At 69.4% G+C, this 12,722-nt stretch carries 10 protein-coding genes and 1 pseudogene; 2 read left to right on the top strand and 9 right to left on the bottom strand.

Annotated elements, in window-relative coordinates; translation table 11 throughout:
* Positions 1-192 precede the first annotated feature (192 nt).
* From AC07N1_RS06170 to AC07N1_RS06145, 6 genes and pseudogenes are all read right to left on the bottom strand, one after another.
* A pseudogene (locus AC07N1_RS06170) lies at positions 193-341 on the bottom strand (hypothetical protein).
* A complete protein-coding gene (locus tag AC07N1_RS06165) occupies positions 338-1,432 on the bottom strand; it encodes a mechanosensitive ion channel family protein (protein ID WP_494671004.1) in 1,095 nt (364 codons plus the stop codon). Before AC07N1_RS06165 ends, AC07N1_RS06170 begins: the two are co-directional and overlap by 4 nt.
* A 39-nt stretch (positions 1,433-1,471) precedes the next feature.
* Positions 1,472-2,200 carry an anti-sigma factor gene (locus AC07N1_RS06160; protein WP_494671003.1) on the bottom strand — a complete coding sequence of 243 codons (729 nt, stop codon included), beginning with the start codon at positions 2,198-2,200 and terminating at the stop codon, positions 1,472-1,474.
* On the bottom strand, positions 2,197-2,727 hold the full coding sequence (locus tag AC07N1_RS06155) for a sigma-70 family RNA polymerase sigma factor (RefSeq protein WP_494671002.1): 531 nt from the start codon (positions 2,725-2,727) through the stop codon (positions 2,197-2,199). The genes AC07N1_RS06160 and AC07N1_RS06155 overlap by 4 nt, the downstream gene beginning before the upstream one ends.
* A gap of 89 nt (positions 2,728-2,816) precedes the next feature.
* Positions 2,817-3,227, bottom strand: a complete 411-nt coding sequence (locus tag AC07N1_RS06150) for a DUF2177 family protein (protein ID WP_494671001.1) — start codon at positions 3,225-3,227, stop codon at positions 2,817-2,819.
* A 34-nt stretch (positions 3,228-3,261) separates the two neighbouring features.
* On the bottom strand, positions 3,262-4,362 hold the full coding sequence (locus AC07N1_RS06145; RefSeq protein ID WP_494671000.1) for an SAM-dependent methyltransferase: 1,101 nt from the start codon (positions 4,360-4,362) through the stop codon (positions 3,262-3,264).
* Between the two features lie 141 nt (positions 4,363-4,503).
* Here AC07N1_RS06145 and AC07N1_RS06140 point away from each other — a divergent pair, with 141 nt between their 5' ends.
* Together AC07N1_RS06140 and AC07N1_RS06135 are read left to right on the top strand one after the other, a co-directional pair.
* Positions 4,504-5,844 (top strand): NAD(P)/FAD-dependent oxidoreductase, encoded by a 1,341-nt coding sequence (locus tag AC07N1_RS06140; RefSeq protein WP_494670999.1) that lies wholly within the window; start codon positions 4,504-4,506, stop codon positions 5,842-5,844.
* Positions 5,841-6,653: a DUF1365 domain-containing protein gene (locus AC07N1_RS06135; protein ID WP_494670998.1), complete on the top strand. Its 813-nt coding sequence runs from the start codon at positions 5,841-5,843 to the stop codon at positions 6,651-6,653. Before AC07N1_RS06140 ends, AC07N1_RS06135 begins: the two co-directional genes overlap by 4 nt.
* Here the strand turns inward: AC07N1_RS06135 and AC07N1_RS06130 are convergent.
* From AC07N1_RS06130 to trmFO, 3 genes are all read right to left on the bottom strand, one after another.
* Positions 6,650-10,117, bottom strand: coding sequence for a TonB-dependent receptor (locus AC07N1_RS06130; RefSeq protein WP_494670997.1), 3,468 nt, complete (start codon positions 10,115-10,117; stop codon positions 6,650-6,652). The two genes, AC07N1_RS06135 and AC07N1_RS06130, sit on opposite strands and share 4 nt — an antisense overlap.
* Positions 10,118-10,458: 341 nt before the next feature.
* The gene (locus AC07N1_RS06125) at positions 10,459-11,175 is read right to left on the bottom strand and encodes a hypothetical protein (RefSeq protein ID WP_494670996.1); all 717 of its coding nucleotides are present in this window, start codon (positions 11,173-11,175) and stop codon (positions 10,459-10,461) included.
* 118 nt (positions 11,176-11,293) lie between these two features.
* Entirely contained in the window at positions 11,294-12,706 is a 1,413-nt protein-coding gene (gene trmFO / locus AC07N1_RS06120) for a methylenetetrahydrofolate--tRNA-(uracil(54)-C(5))-methyltransferase (FADH(2)-oxidizing) TrmFO (RefSeq protein WP_494670995.1), read from the bottom strand.
* Between the last annotated feature and the right edge of the window lie 16 nt (positions 12,707-12,722).

Below are 12,722 nucleotides of genomic sequence, written 5' to 3'. Positions count from 1 at the left end.
TCGCAGCGGGCCTTGGCCCTGACGCCGATCTCGAATTCCCGCGTCACCACGCTCCCCGCATTTCGTCGCCCCCATGGGTAGCAGGCTGCGCCCGCCCGTCCCCCTGGGCAAGCGGCTCGACGGCCAAGTTGCCGTCCGTTTGCCCGCGCAAGCGCCAGCCGACGAGGCGGGCGCCTGTTCGTAAGTCATAAATCACTTACTTGATGGGGTGGCTAGGGGAGGGCGTGCGTCCTTCGAGGCCCGCTTCGCGGGCGCCTCAGGATGAGGAGTTCAGAGCAACCAGCGTCCTCATCCTGAGGTGTGAGCCGAAGGCGAGCCTCGAAGGACGCACGGCCTGTCAATTCTCCGCCGCCAGCGTCAGCCGGCGCTTCGGGAACGCCTCGGGCAGTTCGTCGCGCAGGAAGGCCATCATCTTCTCGCGGACCTCGCAGCGCAGGTCGAAGGTCACGGGGGCGTTGCGGGCGCTGACCAGGCAGCGGACTTCCATGACCTCGGGCGTGATGTCGGTGACCTGCAGGTTCACCACCTTGCCGTCCCACAGTTTCGAGGCCCGGGCGATCTCCTCCAGCTTGGCGCGCAGGCGGTCCACCGGGGCGGCGGGATCGACATAGAGCATGGCCGTGCCGATCAGGGCGGCGTTCTCGCGGGTCCAGTTCTGGAACGGGGTCTGGATGAAGTAGCTGAGCGGCAGCACCATCCGCCGCCAGTCCCACAGGCGCACCACCACGTAGGTGGCGTTGATCTCTTCGATATTGCCCCACTCCTTCTCGACGATGACGGCGTCGTCGATGCGGATCGGCTGGGTGACGGCGATCTGGATGCCGGCGATCAGGTTGGTCAGCAGCGGCTGCAAGGCGAGACCCACGATCACCGAGGCCGCGCCGCCGGCGGCCAGCAGGCTCACCCCCCATTGGCGCACGCCGGGGATGGTCATCAAGGCCAGGGCCAGGGTGAAGATGCCGACCAGTATGGCCATCGCCCGCCGCAGGATGCGGATCTGGGTGATGTGCTTGCGGGCCAGCAGGTTGTCTTCGACGTCGACCTTGAAGCCCCGCAGGTAGAGGGCCGAGCCGATGTCGAGGGCGGTCATCGCCATCCAGCCCAGCAGCAGGATGAACAGCACCAGCAGCACGTGCTTGGCGGTCTGCGCTTGGGCGGCGTCGAGCGGCGCGACCGAGGCCGCCGCGCCCAGGGCGGCGACCACGAAGGCCATGCGGGTGGGCCGACGGGTGCGGGCGATCAGCGCCTGCCAGAAGGCGTCGCGCTTCGACAGCGAGTGGCGCACGACCCCCACGGCCACGGCGTGGACCGTCCAGGCCAGCACGACGGCGAGGGCGATCACCACGAGGCTGATGATCCAGGGGGGCGCCCAGGCGATCAGCCAGACGGAGTCGTTCAGCCAGTCAGGCAGCCGGTCTGCGATGGTGCTCATGACCGGGGCGAACGCGTGCGGCCGGGGAAGGCTCCCGGTTTACCCTCTCAGGAACTTGCCCGCCGCGCGAACCGAGCCCGTGGCGACGCCCGTCGGCGAGCCGCCGATCGGCTCGTCGGTGACGGCCAGCAGGGCGGTGTAGGTTCCCGCGCCGCGCAGGCCTTCGGGCATCGGGATGCGCTTGGGCGCGTCGGTCGGAATCACGCCCAGCGAGATCGCCTTCTGGCCCTCGGGGATGATCCACAGCTCGGCGTCGCGACCTTCGGGCATCTTCATGCCCATCGGCGTCAGCATCACCTGGTCGGTGGCGTGGTCGAGGGTGGCGACCACCATCGGCTTGTTGCTGGTCGGATCGGCGATCAGCGCCACCTCGGCCGCCTGCGGCTTGGCCGGAGCCGGCGCGACGATCGGCGGCGCGGCCGGGCGCGGCAGCACGGCGATGACGACGCTGGCGGCCGCCAGGGCCAGGGCGCCGGCGGCCACGCCGCGCCACAGGCCCACGCTGTTCCAGGCCGAGGGCTTCAGCGGCTCGACGATCAGGTTCTGGATGCGCGGCCACAGGCCCTCGGAGGGCGTCGCCGAGGGAATGTCGGCGGCCAGCAGCGTCAGGCGCTCCTCCCACCAGGCCACGGAGCGGGCGAAGGCCGGTTCGGCGACGATGCGGCGCTCGGCCTCTACGCGTTCGTCCGCGTCCAGCACGCCCAGCACGTACTCCCCGGCCAGGGGACGCTCTTCGCCATCGGGCGGGATGTCGGTCGCGTCGGTCATGCTTCGAGACAGGCCCGCAGGCTGATCAGGCTGCGCCGGATCCAGCTTTTCATCGTGCCCAGCGGCACGCCCACCGCCTGGGCCAGGGCGTCATAGGTCAGGCCCTCGAAGAACGCCTTGCGCACGGCGCCCGAATGCTTGGGGTCGAGCTGGTCCAGGCAGCCGTCGAGGCGGCGGCGGTCCTCGTCGGCCTCGACCCGGACCGAGGCCAGCGGCGCGGCGTCGGGCAGGGCCTCGGCTTCCTCGACGCCGGTCATCACCCGGGTCCCCCGCGCGCGCAGCTTGTCGATGGCGCGGTTGCGGGCCAGGCTGACCAGCCAGGTGATGGGGCTGGCTTTCTCCGGATCGAACCGGTCGGCCTTGTTCCACACCGTCAGATACACGTCCTGCAACACGTCCTCGGACTCCTCGCGATCGTTCAAGATACGGAGGACGACGCCCAGCAGTTTCGCCGAGGTGTGCCGATAGACGTATTTAAGGGCGTCATGGTCGCGATTGGCGACACGCGCGAGGGCCCGCGAAAGCAAGGCGCGGCTTGTGTCTGCGTCCAACCGAGGGTCCCCTGGCGCCTGAATCTGCGACGGACGGTCGCACGGGTCCGCGAGACTGGCAACGGCTAGCGTCCGCCAAGCCGACTGGCGACGAAATAGCCCGCGCAGGCCGCCGCGGTGGTCACGAACGCCCCCCAGGCCATGTCGGCCAAGGTGACGACCGTCGACCAGGTCTTCAGCGTCGCCTGGTTGGTCAGGTCGTAGGTGGCGTAGGCGGCGAAACCGAACAGGGCCGCGCTTGTCAGCAGCCGCGTCCAGCCGCCGCCTGGCCGCAGGGCCGGGATGATCGCCAGGCCCAGCACGGCGGCTATGTAGATCAGGTAGAAGGCGACGGCCGGTGCGAGGCTGGGCTTGTCGGCCATCAGGGCGCCGATGTGCGGGCGGTAGAGGCGCTCGGCCATCTGGGTCAGCCAGATGGCGTCGAGGGCCAGAAAGACGACGGCGGTCGCCAGGTATCCGGCGGCGTAGCGAAGCATGGTGTTTCCTCGGATTGGGGATCGGGCCAAGCAGTCAGGCGACAGGTCGCAGGCGATAGTGGCTGACGCCCCAGTCGCGGCCGCCGCGGTGGCCGAACAGGCCGGCCGTGGCCAGGAAGAACAGCCGCCAGCGCCGCCGCCAGACGGCGGCCCGGTCGCCATAGACCTCGACCAGGATCGGATCGATCGTCGCGCGGGCGGCGTCGAACCGTTCCAGCCATTGCCGGGCGGTGCGGGCGTAGTGCTCGCCGCTCCAGCGCCAGTCCATGGCCACCTCGAACAGGTCGGGGAACTGCCTCGCCAGGTCGTGGCTGGGCATGATCCCGCCGCTGAAGAAGTAGCGGGCGATCCAGTCGTCCGGGTCGTCGGTCTCGAACCGGTAGGGCGTCGCGACGTGGGTGAAGACGTGCAGGAACAGCAGGCCGTCGGGCGCGAGCCAGGTCCGCACCCGGGTCAGCAGCGCCCGCCAGTTGCTCATGTGCTCGAACATCTCGACCGAGACGACGCGGTCGAACCGCCGCCCGGCCTCGAAGGCGTTCATGTCGGCGGTGACGACGGTCAGGTTCGAGAGGCCTCGGGCGGCGGCGCGGCGGTCGATGAAGGCCTTCTGCGAAGCCGAGTTCGACACCGCCGTGATCGTCGAGTTGGGAAAGCGCTCGGCCATCCACAGCGACAGCGAGCCCCAGCCGCAGCCCAGCTCCAGCACCGACTGGCCGTCGCGCAGGTCGGCGTGGATCTCGGTTTCGCGCAGGGCGGCGACCTCGCCCTCGGCCAGCTCGCGGGCGCCGGGCGGGTAGAAGCCGCTGGAGTATTTCAGGTGCGGGCCTAGCACCGCCTCGAAGAAGGCGGCGGGCAGTTCGTAGTGCTGGGCGTTGGCGTCTTCCACGTGGGTGGCGATCGGGCGGTCGGCCATGGTCTCGGCGAAGCGCCGGCCGGCGTCGGGTTCGGCGCCCTCCAGCGAGCGCCGGGCGCCGGCCACCAGCCGCTCGATCGCCAGCCGCGCCACGAAATCGGGAACCGGCGCATCCTGGGCCAGGCGCACCAGGGCCGAGACCAGGCCGCCGCCGGCCCGCCCGCGCTCTGCTTCGGCGTCAGGCGCGGCCAGGGCGGGGTCGCTCGTCGTGGCGTCGGTCATGGGATCTCCGTCCGATCGGCCGCCGCCGGCGACCTTCGGTCGGAGCTACGGCGGCGATCGATGTTCGGATGCATGCGTCCGGGATCGTCCTTGCTCCGTAGCTGCAAGCAGAGCCTTGCCAGGAGCACCCCAGGAGCACCGATGTCCAGTTCGTCCTCTCGCCAGCACATCGCCGTCGTCGGCTCCGGGATTTCGGGCCTCTCGGCGGCCTGGCTGCTGTCGAAGCGCCACGAGGTGACGCTGTACGAGGCCGACGAGCGGCTGGGCGGCCACGCCAACACCGTGCGGGTTGGCGAGGCGGCGGTCGACACCGGCTTCATCGTCTACAACGAGCCGAACTATCCCAACCTGACGGCCCTGTTCGCGCACCTGGGCGTCGAGACGGTCGATAGCGACATGTCGTTCGGCGTCTCGCTCGACGACGGGGCGCTGGAATATTCCTCCAGCAACCTGCTGGCCCAGAAACGCAACCTGGTGAACCCGCGCTTCCTGCGCATGCTGCTCGACGTCATGCGCTTCTACCGGGCCGGGGCGCGCGACGCCCGGGCCCTGCGCGACGACGGCTTCTGCCGGCTGGTGGACTATCTCGACGCGCAGGGGTTCGGGCGGGCGTTCCAGGAGGACCACCTGCTGCCGCAGGCCGCCGCGATCTGGTCGACCTCGCTGGCCGACATCCGCGAGTTCCCCGCCGGTGCCTTCCTGCGGTTCTTCGACAATCACGGCCTGATGCTGCCGATCGACAAGCGGCCGATCTGGCGCACCGTGGCCGGCGGCAGCGCCCGCTACGTCGCAGCCATCGCGGCCGACACCGACGGCGAGATCCTGCTGTCGCGGCCGGTGCGGCGGATCGACCGCCAGCCCGACCACGTGACCATCGAGGACGCCGCCGGCGAGACCCGGCGCTTCGACCAGGTGGTGATCGCCGCCCATGCCGACCAGGCCCTGGCCATGCTGGCCAAACCGACCTCGGAGGAGGCGGCCCTGCTGGGCGCCTTCCGCTACAGCCGCAACCGCGCGGTGCTGCACCGCGACCGGGCCCTGATGCCGCGCCGAGCGAAGGCTTGGGCCAGTTGGAACCACGTTGGGCGTCGCAGAGCAGAGGGGAGGGACGGCGAGGGCGTGGGCGGCGTCACCTACTGGATGAACCGCCTCCAGCCGCTGCCGGGCCAGGATCCCTTCTTCCTGTCGCTCAATCCCGACCGCGCGCCGGGCCAGGTGCTGCACGACCAGGTCTACGAGCATCCGCTGTTCGACGGCCCGGCGATGGCGGCGCAGGCGAGCCTGTGGTCGCTGCAGGGCGCGCGGCGGACCTGGTTCGCCGGGGCCTATTTCGGTTCGGGCTTCCACGAGGACGGGCTCCAAGCCGGTTTGGCCGTGGCCGAGCAGCTGGGCGGCGTGCGCCGGCCCTGGACCGTCGCCGACCCGTCCGGGCGCATCGTCCTGGGCGCGACGACGCCAGCGCAGCCGGAGCTGGCCGCATGACCCTGCGCTCGGCCCTCTATTCCGGCCTCGTCGTCCACGACCGCGCCCGACCGCGCCGGCATCGGCTGAGCTATCGGATCTTCATGCTGCTGCTCGATCTCGACGAGCTCGACGCGGCCGGGGCGCGCCTGCGCCTCTTCTCGCACAACGCCCTCAATCTGCTCAGCTATCACGATCGCGACCACGCCGAGCGGCGGCGCGCGCCGGTCAAGCCGCAGATCGAGGCGCTGCTGGCCCGGCACGGCCTGCATCATCCCGGCGGCCGCATCGCGGCCCTATGCATGCCCCGCGTGCTGGGCCACGGCTTCAACCCGCTGACGGTCTATTTCCACCACGACGCCGACGAGCGGCTGGCGGCGGTGGTCTATGCGGTCAGCAACACCTTCGGCGAGCGCAGCGACTACGTGCTGCCGGCCACCGCCCGCGAGGACGGGGTGGTGGTGCAGGGCTGCGACAAGACCTTCTACGTCTCGCCCTTCATGCCGATGGACCTGCGCTACGCCTTCACCCTGGCCCCGCCGCGCGAGGCGGTGCGGGTGGGAATCGACGTCCATGACGACCAGGGCCGGGTGCTGGCGGCCAGCTTCACCGGCCGGCGCGAGCCGCTGACCGACCGGGCGCTGCTGGGCGCCATGCTGGGCCATCCCTGGCAGGTGGTCGGCGTGCTGGCGGCGATCCACTGGGAGGCGCTGCGGATCCTGCTCAAGGGCTTCCGCTTCTTTCCCAATCCCCGCCTCCAAAAGAAAAAGGCGGCGCGGGAAAATCCCGCGCCGCCCAGGGTCGCACTTTCGGGGAAGAAGAGCGCTTAGAAGACGTACCGGAAGCCCATGAAGAACTGGCGGCCCGGCGCGGAGTACTGCGTGACCACCGGATCGTCGGCGTAGCCGAAGCGGTTGCTGGTCTCGTTGGTCAGGTTCAGGGCTTCCAGGCTCAGCGACATGTTCTTGCTGAACTTGTAGCTGAACGAGGCGTCGACGTTGGTGGTCGCCTCGCTGCCCAGGAAGTCGTTGACCAGCGGGGAGTCGCAGTAGCCGGGGTTACAGCTGCCCGAGGCGATCGGGTACTGGGTGTAGTACTTGGCGCGATAGGCCGTGGAGACGCGCGCCGACCACTTGTCGGTCTCGTAATAGACGGTGACGTTGAACGAGTCCGGCGAGGCCCCGGTGAACGGACCCGGCGCCACCACCTGCGGACGGCCGGCGGTGGTCACCACGCCCGAGGCGTTGCGGATCTCCAGCGCGCCCGGATCGATGATGTATTCCAGCTCCGATTCCAGGTGGGTGTAGTTGGCCTGGACGCCCAGCTTGTCGAGGAACCACGGCAGGAAGGTCAGGTTCTGCTGGTAGCCGATCTCGAAGCCGCGGATGTAGCCGCCCGGGGCGTCGCGATACTGGCGCACGTCGAAGGTCTGGGTGTTGATGTAGGCGATCTGGGCGTCCTTCTGCACCTGGGTGCCGGTGCCCGCGTTGACGCCGGCGATCAGGTCGGCGATCGCCTGGGCCGGCAGCACGTCGGCCAGGGTCGAGGAGCTGACGACGGTCTGCGGGAAGCTGCGGACGTCCTTGTCGAAGACCGCGATCGAGATCAGCGAGCCCTGGCCGAAGTACCATTCGAAGCTCAGGTCGAGATTGATGGCGCGGAACGGCGCCAGCTCGGGATTGCCGACCGTCATCGTGCCGCCGGTCGTGGCGCCCGAGCTGTTCGGGGCGCTGAAGGCGGTGATGCTGGGCGCCAGGTTGGCCAGCAGCGGGCGGGCCATGACCTTGGCCGCGCCGAAGCGCAGCAGCATGTTGTCGGCGACCTCGTAGGCGGCGTTCAGCGACGGCAGGACGTCGGAGTACTTGTTCTCGCCGTAGATCGGACGATTGAGGTTGGTGAAGCCGTAGGAGTCCACCTCGGTCAGGGCGTAGCGGGTGCCCACGTTGCCGCGAAGTTCGCGGTCGAAGACCAGGGTGCGGTAGTCGAACTGCACGTAGGCGCCGGTGTCGGTCTCGTCGACGCCGTAGGTGTTGGCCGGGTTCGACAGGGTCGAGGTCCGCCAGTCGCCCCACTTGTTGATGCACTCGCAGTTGAAGTCGAACAGCTGCGTGAACTTGTCGAGGTCGGGCGCGAGGAAGGCGGTGGTGGTGCCGGCCGGCACGTCCAGGCCGTGGCCCCAGTTGATCAGGCGGCTGGTGGCGGCCACCGAGCTGCCGGCTTCCTTGAACGACGGGTTCAGGGTCTCGCCCGCCGAGCCGCCGGCGCGGCCGGTGCGCGAGGTGAAGAACCCGTACTTGCGGCGGGTGGCGCCGAACTTGACGGTCAGGTTGTCGTCGGCGTCGTAGGTGAAGTCGAAGCGCGTGCCGTCATAGCGGTTGTCGGTCAGCGAGCGGTAGATCCGCAGCGACGAATAGCCCTTCACGAAGTCCCAGTTGGCGGGGTTCGTGGCGTCGAAGCCGAAGTTGACCAGCGGCATCGAGCCGCCGACCCGCTCGTCATAGACGAAGTAGTCGTTGCCGGCCGTGCCGTTGCCCGAGTCGAGCTTGAGGTAGTCGGCCAGCAGGCCGGTGCCCTTGTTGTACGAGCGCGACTTGCCCCACAGCGCGGTCATCCGGAGCTTGTCGGTGAACTCGTGCTCCAGGGTCAGCGAGCCCTGCTGGAAGAAGGTCGTGTAGTACTGCTGGTCGGCGGCCGAGCGCATGTCGACGCTGCCCAGCTTCAGGTAGCTGGCGTTGGCGCCGGTCTCGCTGAGGGCGGCGTCGATCAGCTTGACGCTGGGGCGGCCGATGAACAGGTCGCGCATGGCCAGGCCGTCGGCGCTGGCGATGTAACCCGGCGACAGCGGGTTGTTGTAGTACTCGTACGGGTCGCGGTTGTTGGGGTTGTAGCTGTAGCTGTAGCCCGTCAGCGGCGTCGCGCCGTTCAGCGACTGGCCGCAGTCCAGCGGCTGCGACACCAGGGTGCCGTTGCTGCCGTCGCTGCCGGCGTTGAAGTTGCAGCCGTTGTAGAGGCCGCGCTTGGTGGCGACCGCGGTGGACGCGCCGGCCGCGTTGTAGTTGGCCGTGGTGTTGTTGCGGTTCAGGCCGACGGCGCTGATCTGGTAGTTGGTCGAGCTGTTGTAGAACCGCGAATAGACACCGTCGAAGGTGATCTTGGTGCGGTCGGTCGGCTGCCATTGCAGGGCGCCGGTGATGCCCAGGCGCTCCTGCTCCAGCTCCTGCTGGTTGATGGTCGGCAGGGCCGGGATGCGGACCAGCGAGCCCGGGGCGGTCGTGGTGGTGACGCCGCCGGCGCGGGTCAGCTGGGCGCCGATCGGGCTGTTGATCAGGGCGTAGGCCGTCGGGTCCGAACCGCGCAGGGCGTTGCACAGCGCGGCGTTGGTGACGTTGACGCCGGGCACGACGCCGTTGTTGCAGGCCGTGCCGGTCGGGGCCGCGAAGCCCTGGCGCTGCAGGATCGAGGTGCCGTTGGTGGTCAGGGCGGTGCCGGCGAAGGTGGCGCCGCGATAGGTGTAGTCCGACTGGCCGGCCTGGCGGCCGTAGCTGTCGATGGTGCTGTTGCGCTCGTTGTAGGCCAGCGAGAACAGGGCGCCGAACTGGCCCCAGTTGGTGTCCCAGCGGTCGGAGACCAGGCCCGCGATGCGCGGATTGTGGTGCTTGCCGGCTTCGTAATAGGCGTCCTGCAGCGACAGGGCCAGGCGGCGGCCCTTGAAGTCGAGCGGACGGCCGGTCTGCAGGTCGACCGTGGCGCCCAGCGAGCCTTCGTCGGTCTCGGCCGAGGCGGTCTTCTGGACCTTCAGCGAGTTGAACAGTTCCGAGGCGAAGACGCTGAAGTCGAAGCCGCGGGTGCGGTTGCCGCTGGTGCCCGAGTCGTTCGAGCCGGCGGTCGACAGGGCTTCCAGGCCGTTCAGGCGGACGCGGGTGAAGTCGGGGCCCAGGCCGCGCACGGTGATGGTGCGGCCTTCGCCGTTGTCGCGGTCGATCGACACGCCCGGCAGGCGTTGCAGCGACTCGGCGAGGTTGGCGTCGGGGAAGTCGGCGATGTCCTCGGCGTTGATCGCGTCGACCATCACGTTGGAGTTGCGCTTGACGCTGAGGGCGCTCTGCAGGGCGGCGCGGTAGCCGGTGACGACCACTTCCTCGACGGCGGTCTCTTCGCCCTGGGGCGCGGCCGGTGCGTTTTGGGCGAAGGCGGCGCCGGTGATCAGCAGGCTGCCGGCGATGGTCAGAGCGCCGAGCGACGCGCGGTCGCACAGCACGCGGGCGCGGCTCCGCCGCGAGGTGACTTGCAACATATTCCCTCCCAGTTCTTCCCGACGGGCAGGCTCATTGAGCGGCCTGGCCCGTGACACGTTTCTTGTTGGTAACGCTAACCGCTACCGGTGTCATTAAAATAGCTACCGGTGTCATTAAGGCGAAACATGGCGTCGGGATCAAATCGAAATCGACCTGCCGATGTCGATCCTGGCAAATATGCGGCGAGGCGTAGCTTCCGGGCAACAAAACCGTCGATATCCGAACCGGCGCGAAGCGCCGCGCCCGGGCGGAAAGAGGCTCTGTTTTCCGGTGTTCGGGCGCGCGATCGGCGCCAGGCGGGGAGGTCGCCCGGCGCCTTGGTCCCGGCTCCGCGACGAGGTCAGCGGCCGATGCGGCCCGGCAGGCTGAGGTCGCCCGACGCCACGTCGAAGATGTCGGAGATGCACAGCAGCGGCGCGTGCAGGTTGGCGTTGACCTTCAGGGCCGAGGTCACGCCGTCGAACTTCACGCCCTCGACCGCGCCGATGACGCCGGCCGGGACCTTCACCTCGACCGTGTCGGTGGCCAGGGTGGTCGGATAGCTCGGGCTGTCGATCAGCAGCGGCACGCCGGGCCAGGTGGCCGGCACCTTGGGCTTGGCGCCCTCGGGAATGTCGCGGACCTTCAGCGCGCCCTTGCCGCAGGCGTCGTCGGGAACCAGCACCACCCAGTGCGGATGCCAGACGTGGCGGTTCACGCCGCCATAGGCCGCGTCGTCGAAGTCGGGATGGAAGGTCACCGCCAGGGCCAGGATCCCCTGGCCGCCGTCGAAGCCGACGCCGCCGCTGTCCAGCGAGGTCGGCCAGACGTAGCTCCAGACGGCGCTGCCGGCGAACTGGCCGGTGGCCTTGGGCTTCAGCTCGCCGGCCTTGCCCCGCACCTGCACGCGGAAGACCACGTCCGGGCCGACGCTTTCGACATGGGTGCGCACGATGTCGAAGGGCGCGAGGATCGTCTCCTTGGCCGGTGAGACGACGTCCTGTGCCAAAGCTGGGGCCAGGGCGGGGGCGGTGAGGAGAGCCGTGGTCGCGACGGCGGCGATGAGCGTGCGGTGCATGGGGCGGTCTCGCGGAGAGGCGCCGCGACGAGGCGCGGCCGGGAACGCCAAGGTCACACGGCCGCGCGCGTCCGCCTTGGACGGGGCGGACGCCGTTTTATTCAAGTCGGGGGCGGCGCTAGCCCGCCGTCAGCCAGGCCTCCAGGTCCTTCAGCGCCCGCAGGCTCATCAGCCGCTTCTTGGCGCGGCCGCGTTCCTTCAGCGGGATCTTCTTGCCGTCCTCGTCGACCTTGGGCGTGTCGAGCGGCGGCAGCAGGCCGTAGTTGATGTTCATCGGCTGGAACGAGCCGCCGCGGGAGCCTTCCTGGCCGCCTTCCAGGTGGCCGCCGGTGATGTGCTCGACCAGGGCGCCCAGCGCCGTCGTCGACGGCGGGGCCTCGAGGGTCCGGCCCTGGCGCTCGGCGGCGGCGAAGCGGCCGGCCAGCAGGCCGATGGCGGCGCTCTCGACATAGCCCTCGACGCCGGTGACCTGGCCGGCGAAGCGCAGGCGCGGCTGCACCTTCAGGCGCAGGCCCTTGTCCAGCAGCTTGGGCGAATTGATGAAGGTGTTGCGGTGCAGGCCGCCCAGGCGGGCGAACTGGGCGTTCTCCAGGCCCGGGATCATGCGGAAGGTCTCGGCCTGGACGCCGTGCTTCAGCTTGGTCTGGAAGCCGACCATGTTCCACAGCGTGCCAAGGGCGTTGTCCTGGCGCAGCTGGACGATGGCGTAGGACTTCACGGTCGGGTCGCGCGGGTTGGTCAGGCCGACCGGCTTCATCGGGCCGTGGCGCAGGGTCTCGCGGCCGCGCTCGGCCATCACCTCGATCGGCAGGCAGCCGTCGAAATAGGGGACGTGCTCCCACTCCTTGAACTCGGCCTTGGGGCCTTCGAGCAGGGCGTCGATGAAGGCTTCGTACTGCTCCTTGTTCATGGGGCAGTTGATGTAGGCGGCCGCGTCGCCGCCGGGGCCTTCCTTGTCGTAGCGCGACTGGCGCCAGGCCTTGTCCATGTCGATGGATTCGAGGTGGATGATCGGCGCGATGGCGTCGAAGAACGACAGTTGGCCTTCGCCCGACAGGTCGAGCACCGCCTGGGCCAGGGCCGGCGAGGTCAGCGGGCCGGTGGCGACGATGACGCTGTCCCAGGCTTCCGGCGGCAGGCCGGCGATCTCCTCGCGGACGATGGTGACCAGCGGATGGGCTTCCAGGCGGCGGGTGACTTCTTCCGAGAAGCCGTCGCGATCGACCGCCAGGGCGCCGCCGGCCGGCACCTGGTGCTGGTCGGCCGCCGACATGATGATGGAATCGCAGCGCCGCATCTCGGCGTGCAGCAGGCCCACGGCATTGAACTGCCAGTCGTCCGAGCGGAACGAGTTGGAGCACACCATCTCGGCCAGACCGTCTGTCTGGTGGGCGTCGGTGGTGACTTTGCCGGTGGAGTCGTCACGGCGCATCTCGTGCAGGACGACAGGAACGCCGGCCTGGGCGATCTGCCAGGCGGCCTCGGAACCGGCGAGGCCGCCGCCGATCACGTGAATGGGGGAGGTGGTCATGGCCGCCCTCATACCT

It is taken from the genome of Caulobacter sp. GW821-FHT09B11 (assembly GCF_059418205.1).
This window is presented reverse-complemented; position numbering and strand designations above follow the sequence as displayed.

Bases quoted from the DNA above. Each gene is read 5' to 3' on its own strand.
- AC07N1_RS06145 (WP_494671000.1), bottom strand. From the start codon at position 4,362: ATGACCGACGCCACGACGAGCGACCCCGCCCTGGCCGCGCCTGACGCC.
- AC07N1_RS06140 (WP_494670999.1), top strand. From the start codon at position 4,504: ATGTCCAGTTCGTCCTCTCGCCAGCACATCGCCGTCGTCGGCTCCGGG.
- trmFO (WP_494670995.1), bottom strand. From the start codon at position 12,706: ATGACCACCTCCCCCATTCACGTGATCGGCGGCGGCCTCGCCGGTTCC.
- AC07N1_RS06125 (WP_494670996.1), bottom strand. From the start codon at position 11,175: ATGCACCGCACGCTCATCGCCGCCGTCGCGACCACGGCTCTCCTCACC.
- AC07N1_RS06150 (WP_494671001.1), bottom strand. From the start codon at position 3,227: ATGCTTCGCTACGCCGCCGGATACCTGGCGACCGCCGTCGTCTTTCTG.
- AC07N1_RS06135 (WP_494670998.1), top strand. From the start codon at position 5,841: ATGACCCTGCGCTCGGCCCTCTATTCCGGCCTCGTCGTCCACGACCGC.
- AC07N1_RS06165 (WP_494671004.1), bottom strand. From the start codon at position 1,432: ATGAGCACCATCGCAGACCGGCTGCCTGACTGGCTGAACGACTCCGTC.
- AC07N1_RS06130 (WP_494670997.1), bottom strand. From the start codon at position 10,117: ATGTTGCAAGTCACCTCGCGGCGGAGCCGCGCCCGCGTGCTGTGCGAC.
- AC07N1_RS06160 (WP_494671003.1), bottom strand. From the start codon at position 2,200: ATGACCGACGCGACCGACATCCCGCCCGATGGCGAAGAGCGTCCCCTG.